Source organism: Gordonia sp. PDNC005 (genome assembly GCF_016919385.1).
Classification (GTDB): domain Bacteria; phylum Actinomycetota; class Actinomycetes; order Mycobacteriales; family Mycobacteriaceae; genus Gordonia.
Genome location: NZ_CP070351.1, coordinates 486,164 through 506,028, shown reverse-complemented (window position 1 = coordinate 506,028; position 19,865 = coordinate 486,164). Strand labels below are relative to the sequence as shown.

Below are 19,865 nucleotides of genomic sequence, written 5' to 3'. Positions count from 1 at the left end.
GTGGCCGGTCCTCGACGTTCGGCTCAGCCGACGGACTTGGATTCCGCGGCCCACCAGTGGCCCGATTCGTCGCCGAACGGCTCAACGTGGCCCTGGGGTCCCACGGGGCGGTCGCCGCGAAGAGTCACGCGGTGCATGATGCGCCGCTGTGAGTAGTCGCGGTTCGCGTAGTGGGCAGTGCTCCGGTTGTCCCACAGGACCACGTCGCCGAGGCTCCAACTGTGGCGCACGATGTGTTCGGGCTTGGTCAGGTGGCCGTAGAACGCATCGAGCAGGCCGCGGCTCTCCGCCTCGGAGACGCCGGCGATGTGCGAGGTGAACCCGGGGTTCACGAACAGTGCCTTACGCCCGGTGACGGGATGGATCCGGACCACGGGATGGCGCACCGGACTCAGACCCGTGACTTCTTCTCCGTCCCACACGTTGCCCTTCCCTGACCGGCGATGCCGCAGGTAGTAGCCGAATTCCCGGTTTCCGTCGTGCACCGCGACGAGTTCGTCCGCGAGCCGCTGCATCGGCGACGACAGCGACGCGTACGCGGCTTCGCCATCAGCCCAGTTGGTGTCGCCGCCGAGCTGCGGGAGCACCAGCGGACGAAGGATCGACGCGGCCGGCGGACGCTGCATGAATGTGACGTCGGTGTGCCAGACATCGGCGAACCCGTTGTCGGTACTGTCCAGCGAGTACACCTCGGCAGGCAGGTCGGCACCGCTGTCCCAGACCGGATGCCCGGCCGTGAGATCACCGATCCGTGCGGCGAAACGGACGTGCTGATCGTCGTCGAGATGCTGGTCGTTCAGCACGAGGACCTTGTGTTCGGCGAGCGCGATGCGCAGCGCCGCGATCTGGGAGTCCGACGCGGTGACGATGTCGAAACCGGTGATGCGGGCGCCGTGGGTCGGGCCGATCGGAGTGATGTCGAACTCGACACCCGAAGAGATGTTGTCCGAGGCTCGAGTCGTGGTCTGAGCGGAGCCGTTGATCGATGAAGTCATGGGAGGTTCCTTCCGATGTCGAGAATGGTCACTGCGCGGCGGACTTGACCGCCGTCGAGATCTCTTGGCGAAGCGCCGAGAATTCGAGCGAGTCGCGGACGTGTTCGGGTTTGGCGTCGCGCGCCAGGGGCGACGTGATGTCGGCCACCACCTGTCCCGGGCGCTTCGACAGGACGACGATGCGGGTGCCGAGGAACGCCGCCTCTTCCGCACTGTGGGTGACGAAGATCGTTGTGCGCCCAGTGATGGCGCTGACCAGCCGGACGTCGTCCTGGAGTCGTTCGCGCGTCAGTGCATCGAGTGCCGCGAACGGCTCGTCCATCAGTAGGACGGGCGTCTCGACGGCGAGTGCGCGTGCGATGGCGACACGCTGCTGCTGACCGCCGGAGATCTCCCACACTCGCCGCTTCGCGGTGCCTTCGAGTCCGACTCTCTCGAGGAGTTCGTCGGCTTTGGCGTGCCGCTGCGATCGTGCGACGCCGGCATATCCGAGTGCCAGTTCGACGTTGCCGCGGACCGTCCGCCACGGAAACAGGCGCGGCTGCTGGAACACGACTCCTGCGGTACGACCGGCGTGTGGCGCGCCGCCGTCGATGGTGACTGTCCCCTTGGTCGGCGAGTCGAACCCCGCCACCTGCCGAAGGAGCGTCGACTTCCCCGAACCGGATGCACCGACCAGGACGAGGAACTCTCCCGGTGCGATGTCCAGGTCGATGGGTCCGAGCGCGGTGATCCGGTCGGCGCCGGCTCCGAAGCGACGTTCCAGGCCCCGAATCTCAACACGTCCGACGTCCGGGGTCGGCCCAGTCGTCACAACCGGCTCCGGAAGCGCTTTCCTACTTGTCAGCGAGGACATCGGGCAATCCCTTCGTGTACAGCGCGTTACCGAACTCCTGCTCGCTCGGCGCGGTCGGAATCTGCTTCTGCTCGGCGAGGAACTGCGCGGCACTGAACAGGTTGAACGCGAGACGGCCGGGCTTTCCGTCGGTGCCGAGCCATTCCGGAGATGCGATCTCCTCAGGCGTCAAATAGGTGCCCTGCTTGAGCTGTGCGGCGGCGTCCTCCTCGGTGGTCCCGAGTTGTGCGGCGATCGCCTTGGCTGCTGCGGCCGGATCGGAGTGGATCAGGCGCAGCGCCCGCGCCTGGACCTTGCGCCAGGTGTCGACCACGTCGGGATGGTCCTTTGCGAACGATCCGGAGACCACTGCGAGATCGAGGGTCGGTTTACCCGCGGTTGCGATCTCCCGGCTGGTGATCAGCGTCTTTCCGTCCTTGCGGAGTTCGTCGAGCGTCGGGAGCCAGGTGTAGACGGCGTCGATGTCTCCACGCTGCCAGGCTGCGAGCGAGGCCTGCGGCTGCAGGTCGATGAGGTCGACGGATGCCGGGTCGACGTTCGCCTGTCGCAGCGCAGCGAGGAGCGAATAGTGCGCGGTGGACGCGAACGCTGTCGCGACGCGCTTGCCCTTCAGGTCTGCGACGCTGTTGATGCCGCTGCCGTTGCGGGCGACGAGGGCTTCGTTGTCACCCGCGACGTCGAGCACAAACGCGACCTTGTAGTCGATGCGCAGGGGATCGGACAGGCCACGCGCCACCGGGCTCGACCCGATGGCTCCGAAGTCGATCTTGCCCGCGACGAAAGCAGTGTTGATGTCGGCGCCGGAGTCGAACTTGGTCCAGGCGATGTTGTAATCGGGCAACGCGTCTTCGAGCCAGTGATTGTTCTTGACGATGAGATCACCGCTTGGGAACGACTGGTACGCGAGGCGGATGGTCGGCTTGCTCGAATCGGTGCCGTCGCCGATCGCGCAGGCGGACAGCCCGGCCACGGCCGCGACGGCCACCACTGCCGCGAGGAGCCTCGTCTTGATTCCGCCCCTTGAGCGAGCGAAGCGAGTCGAAGTGGTCATGTCAGTCACGCCTTTCCGCGCCATGGCACTGCGCGTCGTTCGATGACGCGCAGGATTCCGTCGATCACCAGCCCGGAGAGCCCGATGGCGAGGATGCCGACCAGGACCGCGGGGGTGTTGTTGTAGTTGCTGGCGTCTTTCACAACGCCGCCGATGCCGGGGATGCCGTTGAACAGTTCGGCCGCCACCACTGAGGAGTAGGCGATGCCGACGGACAGCCGGATGCCGGTGAACGTCTCGGGCAGCGCGGACGGGATCACCACGTCGCGTAGCACCTGGAGGCGATTCGCTCCGAGTGCCTTCGCCGCCTCGACGAATGCGATCGGCGTCGCGGCGACGGCCGAGGTGGTCGCGACCGCAGCCGGCGGCAGTGCGGCCAGCGCGAGCAGAGTCACCTTGGGCGCCTCGTCGATGCCGAGCCAGATCACCAGCAGGAAGAAGTAGGCCAGCGGCGGCAATGCCCGCAGGAACGTGAGCCACGGCTCGACGAGCGCACGGAACCACGGGACCACGCCCATCGAGAGGCCGAGCAGCACACCCAGAACCACACCGACGGTCACACCGAGCAGCACTCGCCGGAGGGTCATGTACAGGTGCTCCCACAGGAGGTACCCGCCGTAGCCGCGGACGCCGTCGTGCGTGGTCGACATGTCGACGAACGCCTTCCAGATCGATCCGATGCTGGGAACGAACGTCGCCGACCAGATGCCGCTCGACGCGGCGACCTGCCACAGGACTGCGAACAGTGCCGCCGACAGGACGGGCAACCCGACCTTGACGAAGGCCGGATGCCGCCACAAGCCTCTCGGCTCGGCTATCTCGTCGTCGATCGGCGACGGGGCGTCGACGTCGGTCTGTGTTGTACTCACCCGACGAGAATGGCTGACCGACGTGGAGCGGCCCAGCCTTGCGATCAGCGTGGCGTTAAGGCCCCGTCAAACTTCCCAGATCCTGCCGCGGTCGCGTATACAGCGGTATCTCCACAGGTCAACGCACAAACCTGGAGTTCGGTGTCACCTGATGACACCGAACTCCAGGTTTGTGACGCCGGTTGACGTCAAGCGTCGGGTCAGGCGACGAATGACGGATCTCGACCGATGAAGGCGGCGAGAGAGACGACGGGATCGGATTCGTCGGGTGTCGGGAACGCCGGACCGTATTGGCCGGAGCCACGAAGCATCTCCTCGATCGGAGCCATTCCGGCGAGGAGCGCGGCCGCGAACTCCGAGTCCATCGCCGGACGACGGCCACCCGCCTGTGCGAGGTCCCACGTGTGCATGAAAACGTCGGCGGAGTAGAACTGGTCGACCGCCCGCTCGAGCGGCATCGTGCCCAGCCGCGGATGGGTGAAGTCCCCTGCAGCATCACCGGATTCGAGGATCTCCTGGACGGCCTTCGATCGTGCGGACCATGCGGCCACGGGATCGTCGTCGACGGAAGCGACAGCTGGCAGCGACACTCCCCCGGCCTCGAGGAACGCGGGGAACCACTCGACGAGATGCCGGACGACGTCCCGGGCGGCCCATCCGTCGACAGGCGCCGCCGCAGCCCAGTCCGTCGTCGCCACGATCTCGGCCGCGAATCCCTCTGCGACGATGCGGTGGCGGTCCGCGGGAGACGCGGAAGCGAGTGCGGTCATGCGCCCGTCACCTCACCCGCGGCGAGCATCGCGTCGAGCTTTGCGTATCCCTGGTCAACGCCCACCTCCATGCCCGACGCCAGCCAGGCGTCGCGGCCTTCGAAGGTGTCGACCAACGACTGCGCGTGGAGACGAGTTCGTCCGTCGCCGAGGTCTTCGAAACGAAGCGTTTCGAGAGAGACGTCCTCCGGCATGCCTTCGAAGGTGAACGTCTGGACGATCGTGTCGTCGCCGATACGGTGGAAGCATCCCCGAAATCCGTACTCTTCGCCGTCCCTACCTGCGACGTAGCGCCATTCCCCACCGTCGCGCGCATCCCACACGACGATCCGGGTGTCCATGCCGTCGGGTCCGACCCATCGGGCGAAGAGGTCGGGGTCGAGGTGAGCAGCGAGCAGCTGTGCGGGGGTGGCGGCGAAGTCGCGCGTGATGCGGATGACGGGCAGGTTCTTGTCGGCCTCGATGGCGGCCGGAGCGGTGGTGGTCATGATGCGTTCTCCTCTGACGAGTCGGTCTGTGGGTTCATCTCGGCGAGCAGCGCGTCCAGTCGCCGATACCGCGCCTCCGCCTGCTGCCGATAGCGTTCGATCCATTTGGTCATCAGGTCGAACACCTCCGCTTCCAGGTGGACTGGACGACGCTGGGCGTCGCGGGTTCGAGTCACCAGACCTGCGTCCTCGAGCACCTTCAGATGCTTGGACACCGCCTGCAGACTCACGTCGTACGGCTCAGCCAGTTCGTTCACGGTGGCGTCTGCCGTGGTCAACCGGGCGATCATGTCGCGTCGGGTCGGATCGGCGAGTGCCGAGAACACTCGCGAGAGCTGATCATCCGACATCACCGACCTCCTTGTTCAACCATCCGGTTGATAACTAGTACACGCCTCTTCCGCACTATTGTCAACCATTTGGTTGAGAAAGGTTTCATCGATGAACGCCGGACACGTAGAGCCACCGTCCGTCGACACGTTCGAATGTGCTGCGCTCGGTCATCTCACCCCTGCCGTCGGCATCGCGATAGACCGCGGTGAACTCGACGACTCCACCGACATGAAACGGCGAACCGTCGACAACCTCGACGACCTCCAGGTGCAGCCAGCGCGTTCCATCGTCGAGGCCCAACGACGATGGACGGGTCGACGGATGCCACGTGTCGAGCAGGTACTGGCGATCACCGACGGCGAAGGCTGTGAACCGGCTTCTCATCAGGGCTTCGGCGGTCGGCGCCGCCCCGCCGGACAGGAATCGCCCACAACACGCGGCCAGGCTCTCGCCACTGCCGCACGGACATCGTCGTTCTTTCACGACTCCACCCTGACACGACGACGCCCTTGACACCCGGACAACCCACGTGTCATGGTTAGTTAGTCAAGTAACTAACCAAAGAACAGGAGGCGCCCATGATCGACGACGGACGGGCCCTCTTCCAGCAGATCGCGGACAGTGTGGCCGACTCGATCATCGACGGAACCCTCGCGGAGGAGACCCGCGCGCCGTCCACGAACGAGCTGGCCGCCTTCCACCGGATCAACCCCGCAACAGCAGCGAAAGGCGTGAACATGCTGGTAGACAAGGGAATCCTCTACAAGCAGCGCGGCGTCGGCATGTTCGTCGCCACCGGCGCACGCGACACGCTCCGACGCGAACGTCAGCAGGCGTTCGCCGACCGATTCATCGAGCCGCTGCTCGGCGAGGCCCGCAGGCTCGGGCTCCAACCAGACGACCTCGTCGCCCTCATCCGCGACCGCGCACCCCACACCACCGCACTCGAAGGAGACCTGACATGACGAACACCCCGGCTGTCAGCGCACGCGGCCTCACCAAACGCTACGGCCACAACACAGTTCTGGACTCCGTCGATTTCGACATCCCGAAGAACACGATCTGTGGACTGTTCGGACGCAACGGCGCAGGCAAGACCACGCTCATGTCGATCCTCACCGCGCAGAACTTCGCGACGGCGGGCGACGCCCGAATCTTCGGCGAGGACCCCTACGAGAACCCGGGCGTCCTCTCCCGGATCTGCTTCGTCCGCGAGAGCCAGAAGTACCCTGAAGACACCCGGCCGACACACGCGTTCGCCGCCGCGAAACTGTTCTTCCCCAACTGGGACGACGACCTCGCCGATCAACTCATCGACGAGTTCCGGCTGCCCTGCAAGACCCGGATCAAGAAGCTGTCGCGCGGCCAGTTGTCCGCTGTCGGCGTCATCATCGGACTCGCGACGCGCGCCGAGATCACCTTCTTCGACGAGCCGTACCTCGGACTCGACGCCGTCGCGCGGCAGATCTTCTACGACCGCCTGCTCGCCGACTACGCGGAACACCCCCGCACCGTCGTTCTGTCCAGCCACCTGATCGACGAGATCTCCGACCTCATCGAACGAGTTCTTGTCGTCGACGACGGATCGATCGTCCTCGACGAGGACGCTGACGACCTCCGCGGTCGAGCGGTCACCGTGATCGGCGCGGAGAGCGCCGTCGACGAATTCGTGGGCGGACGCGAAGAGCTCCACCGCGAACGTCTCGGCTCCGTCGCATCCGCAACGGTCCTCGGCGCACTCGACGTCCAGGACCTCCGACGCATCGACGAGCTGAACCTGAACACCGCGCCGGTTTCTCTCCAAGAACTGATCGTCCGCTTCACCCAACACGCGGACACCACCCGTACGACGTCGGGCGCCCGAAGCCGAGCGCACGCGAGAGGAGCACTCCGATGACCACCGCGACCCCCACCCTGCGCACCGGCAAGGTGATCCGCATGCAGTTGATCAACAAGCACACCTTCGTCTGGATACCCCTGTTGATCCTCGGTGCATCATTCACGATCACGATGCTCGTTTACGGAATCGTCGCGTTCTCGGCGAGCGACCGCACCGAACCGATGTACGGCGGTGGGTCCCAGGCCCCGCTCTGGTATTTCCTGGTGGTCGGCGTGCAAGCCCTATCGTTCACGTTCCCGTTCTCACAGGCATTGAGCATCAGCAGACGCGAGTTCTTCATCGGCACCTTCGCGACAGCGTGCATCACGTCCCTCACGCTCACCGCGGCCTTCATCGTGGGCGGCGGCATCGAGCGGGCCACCGACGGATGGGGCTTCGACGGCTACTTCTTCTATCTTCCGTGGATCTGGGATTCCGGACCGATCGCAGCGATGATCCTGTACTTCGCGATCGCCATGCTGGCGTTCTCCATCGGATTCTGGGCGTCCACCCTCTACAAGCGGTTCGGCTTGGTCTGGCTGATCGCAACCGGCATCGGCATTGTCCTGGCGATCCTGGTCGCGGCGTTCGCCATCAGTTTCGCCGATCAGTGGCCCGCCCTCGGACGCTGGCTCGCCGACCTGCGTCCCCTCGAAGCCGCGGGTCTGATCCTGGTCGTGGACGCGGTACTCGCCGGGTTGTCGTACCTGACGATCCGCCGCGCGATCCCCTGACCCTGATCTCGTAGTACCAACACGTATTCCAGTCGTTTTCGGCGAATCAGCCCGACTCTCCGCGTATACGCGTTGGTATTACGACGAGACAGCGAGCCAGACCGCAAGACCCAGCCCCGCGAGACCGATCGTGATGCGGAGCGGTGTCACCGGCAGGCGGTCGACGACGGGCGGTCCGGCCCAACCTCCCGCCAGGCAACCGATGCCCATCGCGGCAGCGGCCGTCCAGTGCACCGGACCGAACACGATGAATCCGACAGCGGCAACAGCGTTCGCGACGCCGAGGAGTGCAGACTTGTAGATGATCGCCTTGGGCAGCGGCACTGATGTGACCAGTAGTGCGAGGGCGACGAAGGCGACGCCCGCACCCGCACCGAAATAGCCGCCATAGATCGAGACTGCGAAGACGCCGATCAGCCATACCACGGGCTGGTCGGCGTCACTGGCGATCCAGGTGCGCAGCCTCGGCTGCACCAGCAGCGCAACCGATGCCGCGCCCACCAGATACGGGACGAGGACAGCGAAGACCGCATCAGGTGCCACGAGCAGGCAGCCTGCACCCACCGCTCCGCCCAACAGAGCCGCGGCTCCACTGGCGGCGAGAGATCGTCGTCCGACGTAATCGATGAGCTCACGTCCCGATTTGGCGAAACTCCCGACGCCGACTGCCACCATCGCCACCGTGTTGGTCACGTTGGCGGAGAGCGGCGACAGCCCGACAAGGAGAAGCGCCGGATAACTGACGATCGACGCCAGGCCCGTCACGTATCCGACGAGCCCGGCGGCGAAGCCCGCCCCGACGAGGAGCACCAGGTCGGCGGGCGTCATCGATCAGTGCGCGAAGTGGCGCGATCCGGTGAGATACATGGTCACGCCCGCAGCCTTGGCCGCCTCGATGACCTCGTTGTCTCGGATCGACCCGCCCGGCTGAACGACGGCCCGGACACCGGCGTCGAGCAGCACCTGCAGGCCGTCGGGGAACGGGAAGAAGGCGTCCGACGCGCCGACGGAGCCCTTGGCACGATCGCCCGCACGGTTGACGGCGAGGTGTGCCGAGTCCACCCGGTTCACCTGGCCCATGCCGACGCCAACCGACGCCCCGTCAGCGGCGAGCAGGATCGCGTTCGACTTGACCGCGCGGCAGGCACGCCACGCGAACACCAGGTCGGCGAGGGTCTTCTCGTCGGCGGCGTCACCCGCGGCGAGCGTCCAGTTGGCGGGGTCGTCGCCTTCGGCGTCGATCACATCGCGCTGCTGGAGGAGAATTCCGCCGGACACCGGTCGGATCTCGGCGGCCTTCTCGCTCGGCGCCTCGGCGACGAGGATCCGGACGTTCTTCTTGCGCGAGAGGACCTCGACGGCGCCCTCGGCGTACGACGGCGCGATGATCACCTCGGTGAAGATGTCGGCGACCTGCTCGGCCATCTCGACGCTCACCTCGCGGTTCGCGGCGATGACACCGCCGTAGGCACTGACCGGGTCGCATGCGTGTGCACGACGGTGCGCTTCGGCGATGTCTGCGCCCACCGCGATCCCACAGGGGTTCGCGTGCTTGATGATCGCGACGGCCGGATCGGCGTGGTCGTATGCGGCGCGCCATGCGGCGTCACCGTCGGTGAAGTTGTTGAACGACATGGCCTTGCCGTGCAGCTGCTCTGCCTGCGCGAGGCCTGCCGGGCCGTTCGTCGAGGTGTACAGGGCCGCGGCCTGGTGCGGGTTCTCGCCGTAACGCAGCACGTCGGCGCGCTCCCACGTCGCGCCCGCCCACACCGGGAAGTCGGACTCAGGATCGGGAGCGACGACGCTGCTCATCCACGAGGCGACCGCGACGTCGTAGTCAGCGGTGTGGCGGAACGCCTTGGCGGCGAGGGCCTTGCGCTCGGCGAGTGTGAAACCGCCCGCGGCTGCTGCTTCGGTGACCTTCGTGTAGTCGGACGGGTCGACCACAACACCCACCGACGGGTGGTTCTTGGCCGCCGCACGGACCATCGACGGTCCGCCGATGTCGATCTGTTCAACACATTCGTCCGGAGTCGCACCGGACGCGACGGTCTCGGTGAACGGGTACAGGTTCACCACGACCAGCTCGAACGGCGCGATGCCGAGTTCGTCGAGCTGACGGAGATGATCGTCTTTGCGAGTGTCGGCGAGAACGCCGGCGTGCACGCGCGGGTGCAGGGTCTTGACGCGGCCCTCGAGGCATTCGGGGAAGCCGGTCAACTCGCTGACCTCGGTGACGGGGACACCCGCTCCGGCGATCGTCTTCGCGGTGGAGCCGGTCGACACGATCTCCACGCCTGCTGCATGCAGCGCGGTCGCGAGCTCGGTCAGTCCGGTCTTGTCGTAGACGCTGACCAGGGCGCGCTTGACAGCGCGACGATCTGCAGTTGCGTTCACTTGAGGTGTGCCTTTCGTCCATCGGTGACAACGCCACGGGCGGCGAGCGCGTCCACTACTTCCGGCAGCAGAGCGCGCTCGACGATTTTGATGCGTTCGTGCAGGGAGGCCTCGGTGTCGTCAGGGCTGACCTCGACGATTCGTTGAGCCAGGATCGGACCGGTGTCCACACCACCGTCGACGAGGTGGACGGTGGTTCCGGTTACTTTGACGCCGTACGCGAGCGCGTCGGCGACACCGTGCGCGCCGGGGAAGGCGGGCAGCAGGGCTGGGTGCGAATTGACGATCGTTCCGCCGAAACGGTTGAGGAACGCCGGGCCGAGGATCTTCATGAAGCCCGCGGTCACGACCCATTCCGGGCGCATGCTCGCGACGTCGTCGGCCAGTGCGGCGTCCCACGCGGCACGGTCCGGGTGATCCTTGAGACGACACCGGGTCACTGGCACTCCGGCGGCGTCGGCGATGTCGACAGCTGCGCAGTCTCGGTCGACGACCACACCGACCACGGTGAACGACGCATCGGGGCGACTCGCGTGCTCGAGAATCGATGCGAAGAGCGAGCCGGTTCCGGAGGCGAGGACCACAACGGGCGACTTCTCGGTGCGCGCTGTGTCCTGGGTGCCTGTCACAGGAACGAGTTTAGGGCGTGCCGCAGGCCACGTCGCCGTCCGCCCCGCCTCTGCCCTGGCGAGATCGCCATCAGGGCGTGGTCGACTGCGTTCATTGGGCGGCATCTCGCCGCCGTCAATCGAACACCCGTTTCGTCAAAGGTGACTTGTATCATAGCCGTAGTCCTAGTCGCGGAAGTCAGTGCTTCCCCGGGTTGGTCTCGGTAGGTGGATCAGCGCCGAAGCCGGGAGCGTCGGTGGCATCCGGGCCCGGCGTGGACGTGTCGTCGGAGAGAGCCGCATCGTCATCGGCCGCTTTCCGTTCGGCAACGTCGGGGACAACGTCGTCGGATGCATCGCCTGCGTCCGGGGCGTCATCGGAGGTTGATGCGGGGACGTCGAACCAGTCGTCGAGGTCGTCGCCGATCTCGTCGGCCGCTCGACGGCGGCCGGTGAGCCCACCATCGGCGAGCCACAGGACTGCGACGACCAGGGCCCCGCCGAGTGCGAGCCAGGCGAAGGTGAAGACACCGGTGGTCGGCACGTTGACGCCGGAATGGCCGAGTTCGCCGAGACGACCGCCGGAGACCCACGCGACGGTGACCATCAGTGCGGCGGCGACGGCTGCGCCGATGCCGATCGCACGCAGGTGGCGGACCGGATCGTCGCTGCGGCAGTACCAGCCGAGAAAGGCTCCTGCGATCAACGGGACCAGGAAGAACAGCGCACCGAGCGAGCCGATGCTCGTCTCCGGGAGCGCAGCGACGACCGGCAACGGCGGGACTTCGCCCCGAGCGACGTCGAACGCGTCGAGGATCGTGGTTCCGAGTTGAGCACTCGCCCCGGTGCTGATCGCCGTCGCGCCGACGATCATGTTCGGCAGGTACAGCACGGACAGCACAGTGAGCCCGAGATATCCGTCAACGGTGTTCCCGTCGGCGATCATGGCCTTCATCGCACCCCAGTGGGTGACGAGTCCGACGAACACCGCGACCGCGCCGCCCGCGGCGAGCAGTCCGAATGCGATCAGTCCGCCGCGCGCGCCGACGCGCTCGGTGGCCGGCACTGCGAACTCGGCGAGAATCGGCTTCAGACTCGGAATCGCTACGCCGACCAGCACCGCCGCTCCCTGCACCAACAGGGTGTAACCGAAGGCCTGCAGGGAATCGGGCTGCCCGATGGGCGTCACCGCGGAACCGTCGGCGATCACGGCCAGTGACAGCGTGGTGACGAGCATCGAACCGCCGAGGGCGGCGCCGACGATGCCGATCAGGTCGGGAAGCTCCCGTGCCGTCGATGCGCCTTCGGCGACGACTTTCGCCGTTCCCGCGGCAGCGAGCAGGGTCGGCAGCAGTGGAAGGATTCCCAGGGTGATGCCGCCGATGGTGACGGGGACCTGGTTCACCGCGAGCCATCCCGCAGCGACTGCGGAGCCGAGACCAGACAGACCGTCGCCCGCCAGAAGGCGAATGATCCCGATGATCACCGCGATCACGATCACGGTGATCATCGGGGACAGCAGTGCGACTTTCACGAGATCCCACGTCGCCGCCTTCCGTGGGGTCACGTCGGCACGACGAGTGAGGCGCACCTGCCGGAGGCGGGCGGCCAGGGAGTTCGGCGTTGGACTCACGCGGTCGCGGCGAACCTGGGTGTTACTGCTGCTCGGACTGCGGGGACGCCGCGCCCGGGTCGGTGTTCGGCTTGACGAACGCAGTGGTGGCATTCACATCACCAGCGGGCTGACCGTATCCGCCTGCAGGCTGTTGGTTGGTCGAAATCGCCTGGGTGGCGGGCGTGTAGCCCTGCGCCTCGGGCTGCTGGCTTGCGGCAGCCTGGCCCTGCTGGCCGTATCCGTAGCCGTAACCTGCAGCAGGCTGCTGCGCCTGCTGGGCCGCTGCCTGCTGCTGTGCGGCGTACGGATCTGCGGTCTGGGGTGCAGCGGTGTACTGGTCGGCGGCGGGTGCCGCGTAGCCGACCGAACCTGCGGCCGCTGCAGCATCGGCCGGAGCCAACTTGATCTGGCCGCCCTCGATCAGCAGCCACACGACCGCCGCGATCGCCGACAGGATCGACGTGATGAGGAGGACGATCGCCCCCGCACCGTTCGACGCCGAACCGGCGTCGGCGCCCGCGAAGATGAAGACTGTTCCGAACGCGGAGACCACCGTCAGTGCCAGCACGGAGCCGACGACCCACTTCTCGACGCCGAGCGCGAACGTCGTCAGCGCGACGAGACCGGCGACGGCCAGCAGTGCCCACGGAACGCCGAAGCTGGTCTCGAAGATCTTCACCGAATCGCGGGAGGAGTACTCGCCGCCGTCGAATGAGTAGCCGGCGAGGAAACCGCAGAACAGCGTGATGACACCGAGCGCGCCGATGACGGCGGCGACGATGACCGGGGTGTTGGCGGGAAGTCCCTGGCTCGGGGCCGGAACCGGCTGTTGGGGAGCGCCGTAGCCGTACTGCGCCTGCTGGCCGTAGGGGTCCTGTGCCTGCTGACCGTACTGAGCGGCCTGGCCGTACTGTCCCTGCGCGGCGTCGTAGCCCTGCTGGCCGTACTGCTGGTTCTGGGCCCCCTGCGGATCCTGGCCGTAGCCGTAACCGCCGGACTGCGGGTAGGTCATCGTGTCGCTCCCTCACGTCGAACTCGCGTCGGCCGTTCCGACGAACGCAGTCCACGCTAATACACGTCGCCTGAGAGGGTCCGGCATGCGTGTACTGGCGCGTTCCGATCTCAGCTTCGGTGCGCGCGCCCCTGCTCGGAGTACCAGTCGATCAGCGCGTAGTCGTCCACCGACTTCGGGTCGATGTTCACCTCGGTCCGGCCGGCGAGGATCGCCGTCACCGGGACCTCGAGCTTTTTGCCCGTGCGCGTATGCGGGATCCCCGGTGCGACGATCACTTCATCGGGTACGTGTCGAGCCGAGAGGCGCGTCTTGACCTGCGACGCTATGTGGGCCGTCAGCTCGTCGGTCAGCTCTGCACCTGGCATCAGGGTGACGAACAGCGGCATCCAGTACTCACCGCCCGGACCGTCGACGCCGAGCACAAACGCCTCGGCGATCTCGCTGATCCCCTCGACAACCTCGTAGATGTCGGCCGAACCCATTCGGATGCCGTTGCGGTTGAGGGTCGCGTCGCTGCGTCCGTGAATGATGAGGGACCCGCGATCGGTGACCGTCACCCAGTCGCCGTGTCGCCAGACGGTCGGGACGTCGTCGGCATCCCACTCGTGCGCAAAGTACGCCTTCCGGTACCTCTCACCGTCTGGGTCGTCCCAGAAGTGGATTGGCATCGACGGCATCGGTGCGGAGACGACCATCTCCCCGACTTCGCCGATGAGCGGCTTCGCCTGCGGCGACCAGCTCTCCAGAGCCACACCGAGGTACCGCACAGACAGTTCACCCGCGACGACCGGGACGCCCGTCGAACCGCCCGCGAACGCCGACACCACGTCAGTGCCGCCGCTGATCGAGGATATCGGCAGTCCGGGGGCGACGTTCGTGTCCACCCAGGTGAACAGATCTGCCGCCAACGTCGAGCCGGTGCTGCCGAGAGTCCGCAAGGCCGACAGGTCGTGGTCGGTCCCGGGCGACAGCCCGGCCTTGCGCGACGCCTGCAACTGACCTGGGCTCGTGCCGAAGTACGTGACCTTCTCGGCCTCGACGATCCGCCACAGTGTGTCCGCGTCGGGATACAACGGCGATCCGCTGTAGGTCACGATCCGCGCGCCGACGAGCAGCCCGGCGACCTGGAAGTTCCACATCATCCAGCTCAGCGCCGTCTGCCAGAAGAACACCGAGCCGGGACGGAGGTCGGCGTGCAACCCTGCCGACTTGAGGTGCTCGAGCACCACGCCGCCGTGCCCGTGGACGATGCCCTTCGGCTTGCCGGTGGTCCCGGAGGAGAACAGGACCCACAGCGGGTGGTCGAACGGCACCTTCACCGGTGCAACCGGCTGGGAGCGGTCGGCGGTCGCCTCGTCCCACGACACCGCACCGGCGACCGGCTCTCCGATCACGATGTGCGTCGAGACGCGGAGGAGACCGGCGAGTTCTGCCGAGTCAGCCCGCTTGTCGACGTCCTTGCCGTTGTACCGGTAGCCCGACGACGAGAAGAGCGCCTTCGGGGAGAGTTGAGCCATGCGCCCGGCGGCCCCTTCCGGGGCGTAGTCCTGACCGCATCCCGACCAGAGCGCGCCGAGCGACGCGGTGGCGAGGAACGCGATCACCGTCTCCGGGACGTCCGGCAGGTAGGCGGCGACGACGTCTCCTCGCCCCACACCCGCCTCAGCCAACGTGTGCGCCACGGCGCCGACGAGGCCGGGGAGCTCCGCCCAGGAGATCTCGGTGCGCGTTCCGTCCTCGGTGATCCCGACGATCGCGGCGCCGTCGAGTCCCGCATGGGCGAGCACCGCGTCGACGTAGTTCAGTTCCACACCGGGGAACCATCGGGCACCCGGCATCGCACGGTCCGCGAGCACGGCGTCGTCGCCGCCGGCGAGCGGCGCTGTGGCGACGGAGTCGAGAGCGAAGTGGTCCCACACGGCTCGCCAGAAGCCCGGTAGATCGGCTACCGACTGCTCCCAGAGGGCATCGTATTCAGTCAGATCGCGGCCGACCCGGGCACCGTATGTCTCGGCGAAGCGCGCGATCTGCGAGTCGGTCACTTGCCGAGTCCCAAGAACTCGATCGACTTCTCACGCATCTCGACCTTCCGCACCTTGCCGGTCACAGTCATCGGGAACTCCTCCACCACGTGGACATAGCGTGGAATCTTGTGCCGCGAGATATGACCGGTCGCGAACTCGCGCACTGCGTCGGCGTCCAACGATGCGGCGCCCTCGCGGACCCGGACCCACGCCATCAGTTCTTCGCCGTACTTCTCGTCCGGCACGCCGATGACCTGGGCGTCGACGATGTCCGGGTGCGTGTAGAGAAACTCCTCGATCTCGCGGGGATAGATGTTCTCACCACCGCGGATCACCATGTCCTTGATGCGGCCCGTGATCCGGACGTAGCCCGCGTCGCCGTTCGAACCGTCGCCCATCACACCGAGGTCGCCAGTGCGCATCCAACCGTCATCGTCGATCGCGTCGGCGGTCTTCTCCGGTTCGTTCCAGTAGCCCTGCATCACCGAGTAGCCGCGCGTGCAGAACTCACCGGTCTCGCCGCGCGGAAGCACCTCGCGCGTGACCGGGTCGACGATCTTGATCTCCAGATGCGGACCGACCCGGCCGACGGTGCCCACACGCAGTTCCAGCTCGTCGTCCGCGCGGGTCTGTGTGGAGACCGGGCTGGTCTCGGTCATTCCGTAGCAGATCGACACTTCGGCCATGTTCATCTCGTCGATCACACGTCGCATCACGGCCTCCGGGCACGGCGAACCCGCCATGATTCCCGTCCGCAACGTCGACAGGTCGTACGACGCGCCGGTATCCAGCAATGCCAACTCGGCGATGAACATCGTCGGCACGCCGTAAAGGCTGGTGCAGCTGTACTTCTCGACGGCGGCGAGCGCTGTCGCCGGATCGAACGCCGGACCCGGGATCACCATCGCCGCACCGTGGGAGATCGCGGCGAGATTGCCCATCACCATGCCGAAGCAGTGGTAGAACGGCACCGGCAAGCAGATCCGGTCGGCTTCGGTGTAGTTCACCAACTCGCCGACGAGGAACCCATTGTTCCCGATGTTGTTGTGCGACAGGGTGACACCCTTCGGTGAACCAGTCGTCCCCGACGTGTACTGGATGTTGATGGCGTCGTCGGCGTCGAGTCGCGATGCGATCTCGTCGACCGCGGCGAGCTCGTCCGCGCTGGGCTCCGCCAGCAGAGCCGTGAACTCGTCCGACTCGAACAGCACCACGTGGCGCAGCTCCGGGAGTTGCTCCCCGACGTCGCCCAGCATCACCGCGTACTCGGAGTCGCGGAACCGCTCGGCCGCGAGCACCACGGTGGTGCCCGACTGTCCGAGTACGTAAGCCAGTTCGTGGCGACGGTACGAGGGGTTGATCACCACGAGGATCGCACCGATCTCTGCGGCGGCGAACTGCGTCAGCACCCATTCGAACCGGTTCGGCGACCAGAGCGCCACGCGGTCCCCGGTTTTCACGCCCAGACGCAGCAGGCCTGCGGCGAGAGCTCGCACGTCGCGCCGGAACTCACGGTAGGTCCACTGCCTGTCGACGCTCGCGTCGATGAGCGCGGCCGAGTCCGAGAACCTCTCCGCGGTGGCGGCCAGTGTTGCGCCGATCGTCTGAGTCAACAGTGCCGGCTCCGCCTCGCCGCGAGCATAGGAGTCGGTGTCGGTGTACTTCTGGTCAGCCATGAGTTCCTCCGAGAGTGATTTACCGCGTGACGCCCGCGCGGGACAGGACGGCGCGTGCCTGCGCCAGGACCGGGCCGTCGATCATCTGGCCGTCGAGTTGGAAGACGCCACCGTCGTAGGCGACGGCGCCCTGGAGCACTCGCGTCGCCCATTCGACACGCTCCGGGGCCGGCGCGTATCCGTCCCGGATGTGCCCTGCTTGAGACGGATGGATGCACGCGGTGGCGGTGAAACCGAGAGCGACCGCGTCCTGGACTTCGGCGACCAGTCCGTCGACGTCCGCGATGTCGATGTGAACGGCGTCGATCGCCGCCTTCTTGTACGCGCCTGCCGCGAGCCGCACGCGCGACCGAACGTGACGGGCCACATCGCGGTACTCTCCCGCGTACGGCTCGCCGGTGCCGAACCTGCTCGATGTGCCGCCCAGACCTGCGACAAGGTCTTCCGCTCCCCACATCAGACCGACGCAGTTCGGAGCAGCGACGATCTCCTCCACGCGGAGTGCACCCATCGGCGTCTCGATCAACGCGATCGTCGGCAGGTGGGCGATCTGGGAGGGCTCCTCGACCTTGGCCTGCATCAGCACTCGATACGGCGTGGCCTGCACCGCGGCCAAGTCGAGCTCGTGGTCCTCGGTGCCCGCCGGGTTGATGCGGACGATGACCCGGTCGGGGTGGACCGGATTCGCGACGAGCGCCTCGCGAGCGGCAGCCTTGTTGACGGGCGCGACGGCGTCTTCAAGATCCAAGATCACCATGTCGGCGCGATCGAGCGCCTTCAAGTAGCGCTCGGGGCGATCAGCCGGGCAGAACAAGAGTGCCGGTCCTGCGGGTGTCCACGATTCGACAGTCATGCGAGTTCAGTTCTCCTTGGGTGCGAGTCGGACGAGCGTCGAACGCGACGCTCTCGCCACTATGACACCGTCTTGGTTGCGGCCGATGTGCGTGATCTGGACGATCCCCTCGCCGGGACGTGACGACGACTCGCGTTTTCCGGTGCACTCGGTCTCCGCGTACAAGGTGTCGCCTGCGAAGAGCGGGTGCGGAAACGCGATGTCGCTGAACCCGAGATTCGCCACGAGAGTGCCCTGGGTCAATTGCGAGACGGAGAGTCCGACGATCGTCGACAAGGTGAACATGGAGTTGATCAGCCGCTGCCCGCCGAATCCCGGCTGCTGCGCGGACCACGCGGCGTCCAGGTGCAGCGCCTGGGTGTTCATGGTCAGCGTCGTGAACAGGACGTTGTCGGCTTCGGTGACGGTTCGTCCGGGACGGTGTTCGTACACGGTGCCGATCTCGAATTCCTCGAACCACAGGCCGCGCTGCGGGACGCGCTTGCCCTCGCTCATGCCGGGAGCCCGAGCGAGCGTGCGATCAGCATCAGCTGGACCTCGGTGGTGCCCTCGCCGATCTCGAGGATCTTCGAGTCGCGGTAGTGCCTCGACACGGGGTACTCGTTCATGAATCCGTACCCGCCGTGGATCTGCGTCGCCATGCGAGCGTTGTCCATCGCGGCCTCGCTGGAGATCATCTTCGCGATCGACGCCTCCTTCTTGAAGGGTTTTCCGGCGAGCATGCGCGCTGCAGCGTCGTAGTAGGCCATGCGGGAGACGTGGGCGCGCGCCTCCATGCGGGCAATCGCGAACGACACCGACTGGTACTCGGCGATCGCCTTCCCGAACGACTTCCGTTCGCGCGCGTACTTGATGCACTCGTCGACGCATCCCTGCGCGACGCCGGTCGCGAGGCCCGCGATGGCGATGCGTCCCTCGTCGAGGATCGACAGGAAGTTCGCGTAGCCGCGGCCACGCTCACCGAGGAGGTTCTCACGCGGGACGTGGGCCTCGTCAAAGCTCAGCGGGTGTGTGTCCGACGCGTGCCAGCCGACTTTGTCGTAGGCGGGCTCAGCGGTGAATCCCGGAGTCCCCGCGGGCACGATGATCGTCGAGATCTCCTTGCCGCCGCCTACCTTCTCGCCGGTCACGGCCGTGACGGTGACCAACGATGTGATGTCCGTGCCGGAGTTGGTGATGAACTGCTTGGCGCCGTTGATCACCCATTCGTCGCCCTCGTCGCGTGCGGTCGTCGCGGTGGCGCCCGCATCGGACCCGGCGCCGGGTTCGGTGAGACCGAATCCGGCGAGAGCCTTGCCCGCGAGCAGATCGGGCAGGTAGCGCTCCTTCTGTTCCTGCGTGCCGAAGCGGTAGATCGGCATCGCGCCGAGGCCGACACCTGCTTCGAGTGTGATCGCCACCGACTGGTCGACCTTGCCGAGTTCCTCGAGCGCGAGGGCCAGCGCGAAGTAGTCGCCTCCCATGCCGCCGAACTCCTCCGAGAACGGCAGGCCGAACAGGCCCATCTCGCCCATTTTGGCGACGACCTCGTACGGGAAGGTCTTCTCGCGGTCGTGCTGCGCCGAGACCGGTGCGACGACGCTCTGCGCGAAGTCCCGCACGCTGTCGACGAGGTCGGTGTATTCCTGGGTCAATTCCATGTCTGTTCCTTCTTTCGATGTATCTTCCGCTGCTGCCACAACTTGCTCACTCCCCGCGCGAC

Annotated in this window: 21 protein-coding genes; 3 read left to right on the top strand and 18 right to left on the bottom strand. The window is 66.5% G+C overall.

Going from position 1 to position 19,865, the window contains the following annotated elements; genetic code table 11:
* Positions 1–23: 23 nt before the first annotated feature.
* The 8 genes from JVX90_RS02470 to JVX90_RS02435 all read right to left on the bottom strand — a co-directional run bounded on the left by JVX90_RS02470 (position 24) and on the right by JVX90_RS02435 (position 5,845).
* Positions 24–995 carry a TauD/TfdA family dioxygenase gene (locus JVX90_RS02470; protein WP_205330887.1) on the bottom strand — a complete coding sequence of 324 codons (972 nt, stop codon included), beginning with the start codon at positions 993–995 and terminating at the stop codon, positions 24–26.
* Between the two features lie 28 nt (positions 996–1,023).
* On the bottom strand, positions 1,024–1,851 hold the full coding sequence (locus JVX90_RS02465) for an ABC transporter ATP-binding protein (protein ID WP_205330886.1): 828 nt from the start codon (positions 1,849–1,851) through the stop codon (positions 1,024–1,026).
* Entirely contained in the window at positions 1,832–2,902 is a 1,071-nt protein-coding gene (locus JVX90_RS02460) for an ABC transporter substrate-binding protein (RefSeq protein WP_205330885.1), read from the bottom strand. Before JVX90_RS02460 ends, JVX90_RS02465 begins: the two co-directional genes overlap by 20 nt.
* A gap of 5 nt (positions 2,903–2,907) precedes the next feature.
* A complete protein-coding gene (locus tag JVX90_RS02455) occupies positions 2,908–3,720 on the bottom strand; it encodes an ABC transporter permease (protein ID WP_240194139.1) in 813 nt (270 codons plus the stop codon).
* 251 nt (positions 3,721–3,971) lie between these two features.
* The gene (locus tag JVX90_RS02450) at positions 3,972–4,541 is read right to left on the bottom strand and encodes a TIGR03086 family protein (protein WP_205330883.1); all 570 of its coding nucleotides are present in this window, start codon (positions 4,539–4,541) and stop codon (positions 3,972–3,974) included.
* Positions 4,538–5,029, bottom strand: a complete 492-nt coding sequence (locus JVX90_RS02445) for an SRPBCC domain-containing protein (RefSeq protein WP_205330882.1) — start codon at positions 5,027–5,029, stop codon at positions 4,538–4,540. Before JVX90_RS02445 ends, JVX90_RS02450 begins: the two co-directional genes overlap by 4 nt.
* Positions 5,026–5,379 (bottom strand): metalloregulator ArsR/SmtB family transcription factor, encoded by a 354-nt coding sequence (locus JVX90_RS02440; protein ID WP_205330881.1) that lies wholly within the window; start codon positions 5,377–5,379, stop codon positions 5,026–5,028. Before JVX90_RS02440 ends, JVX90_RS02445 begins: the two co-directional genes overlap by 4 nt.
* 85 nt (positions 5,380–5,464) lie before the next feature.
* Positions 5,465–5,845, bottom strand: a complete 381-nt coding sequence (locus JVX90_RS02435) for a YchJ family metal-binding protein (protein ID WP_205330880.1) — start codon at positions 5,843–5,845, stop codon at positions 5,465–5,467.
* Positions 5,846–5,940: 95 nt separating this feature from the next.
* Here JVX90_RS02435 and JVX90_RS02430 point away from each other — a divergent pair, with 95 nt between their 5' ends.
* Genes JVX90_RS02430 through JVX90_RS02420 form a run of 3 tightly spaced genes read left to right on the top strand, consistent with a single transcriptional unit; the run spans position 5,941 to position 7,975 of the window.
* On the top strand, positions 5,941–6,327 hold the full coding sequence (locus tag JVX90_RS02430; RefSeq protein WP_205330879.1) for a GntR family transcriptional regulator: 387 nt from the start codon (positions 5,941–5,943) through the stop codon (positions 6,325–6,327).
* Positions 6,324–7,259 carry an ABC transporter ATP-binding protein gene (locus JVX90_RS02425; RefSeq protein WP_205330878.1) on the top strand — a complete coding sequence of 312 codons (936 nt, stop codon included), beginning with the start codon at positions 6,324–6,326 and terminating at the stop codon, positions 7,257–7,259. The genes JVX90_RS02430 and JVX90_RS02425 overlap by 4 nt, the downstream gene beginning before the upstream one ends.
* Positions 7,256–7,975, top strand: a complete 720-nt coding sequence (locus JVX90_RS02420) for a hypothetical protein (RefSeq protein ID WP_205330877.1) — start codon at positions 7,256–7,258, stop codon at positions 7,973–7,975. Before JVX90_RS02425 ends, JVX90_RS02420 begins: the two co-directional genes overlap by 4 nt.
* 78 nt (positions 7,976–8,053) lie before the next feature.
* Here the strand turns inward: JVX90_RS02420 and JVX90_RS02415 are convergent, their stop codons facing one another.
* The 10 genes from JVX90_RS02415 to JVX90_RS02370 form a co-directional block, all read right to left on the bottom strand.
* Positions 8,054–8,803: a sulfite exporter TauE/SafE family protein gene (locus tag JVX90_RS02415; RefSeq protein WP_205330876.1), complete on the bottom strand. Its 750-nt coding sequence runs from the start codon at positions 8,801–8,803 to the stop codon at positions 8,054–8,056.
* A gap of 3 nt (positions 8,804–8,806) precedes the next feature.
* Entirely contained in the window at positions 8,807–10,372 is a 1,566-nt protein-coding gene (purH, locus tag JVX90_RS02410) for a bifunctional phosphoribosylaminoimidazolecarboxamide formyltransferase/IMP cyclohydrolase (protein ID WP_205330875.1), read from the bottom strand.
* Complete coding sequence (gene purN, locus JVX90_RS02405) at positions 10,369–11,001, bottom strand: phosphoribosylglycinamide formyltransferase (RefSeq protein WP_205330874.1); 633 nt, start codon at positions 10,999–11,001, stop codon at positions 10,369–10,371. The genes purH and purN overlap by 4 nt, the downstream gene beginning before the upstream one ends.
* A gap of 178 nt (positions 11,002–11,179) precedes the next feature.
* The gene (locus JVX90_RS02400; RefSeq protein WP_205330873.1) at positions 11,180–12,613 is read right to left on the bottom strand and encodes a DUF6350 family protein; all 1,434 of its coding nucleotides are present in this window, start codon (positions 12,611–12,613) and stop codon (positions 11,180–11,182) included.
* A 22-nt stretch (positions 12,614–12,635) separates the two neighbouring features.
* Positions 12,636–13,607, bottom strand: coding sequence for a DUF5336 domain-containing protein (locus tag JVX90_RS02395; protein ID WP_205330872.1), 972 nt, complete (start codon positions 13,605–13,607; stop codon positions 12,636–12,638).
* 110 nt (positions 13,608–13,717) lie between these two features.
* Positions 13,718–15,652: an acetoacetate--CoA ligase gene (locus JVX90_RS02390; protein ID WP_205330871.1), complete on the bottom strand. Its 1,935-nt coding sequence runs from the start codon at positions 15,650–15,652 to the stop codon at positions 13,718–13,720.
* Positions 15,649–17,310 carry an AMP-binding protein gene (locus JVX90_RS02385; RefSeq protein WP_205330870.1) on the bottom strand — a complete coding sequence of 554 codons (1,662 nt, stop codon included), beginning with the start codon at positions 17,308–17,310 and terminating at the stop codon, positions 15,649–15,651. Before JVX90_RS02385 ends, JVX90_RS02390 begins: the two co-directional genes overlap by 4 nt.
* A 19-nt stretch (positions 17,311–17,329) precedes the next feature.
* Entirely contained in the window at positions 17,330–18,163 is an 834-nt protein-coding gene (locus tag JVX90_RS02380) for a CoA ester lyase (RefSeq protein WP_205330869.1), read from the bottom strand.
* Positions 18,164–18,169: 6 nt separating this feature from the next.
* On the bottom strand, positions 18,170–18,658 hold the full coding sequence (locus tag JVX90_RS02375; protein WP_008379062.1) for a MaoC family dehydratase: 489 nt from the start codon (positions 18,656–18,658) through the stop codon (positions 18,170–18,172).
* On the bottom strand, positions 18,655–19,803 hold the full coding sequence (locus JVX90_RS02370; RefSeq protein ID WP_205330868.1) for an acyl-CoA dehydrogenase family protein: 1,149 nt from the start codon (positions 19,801–19,803) through the stop codon (positions 18,655–18,657). Before JVX90_RS02370 ends, JVX90_RS02375 begins: the two co-directional genes overlap by 4 nt.
* Between the last annotated feature and the right edge of the window lie 62 nt (positions 19,804–19,865).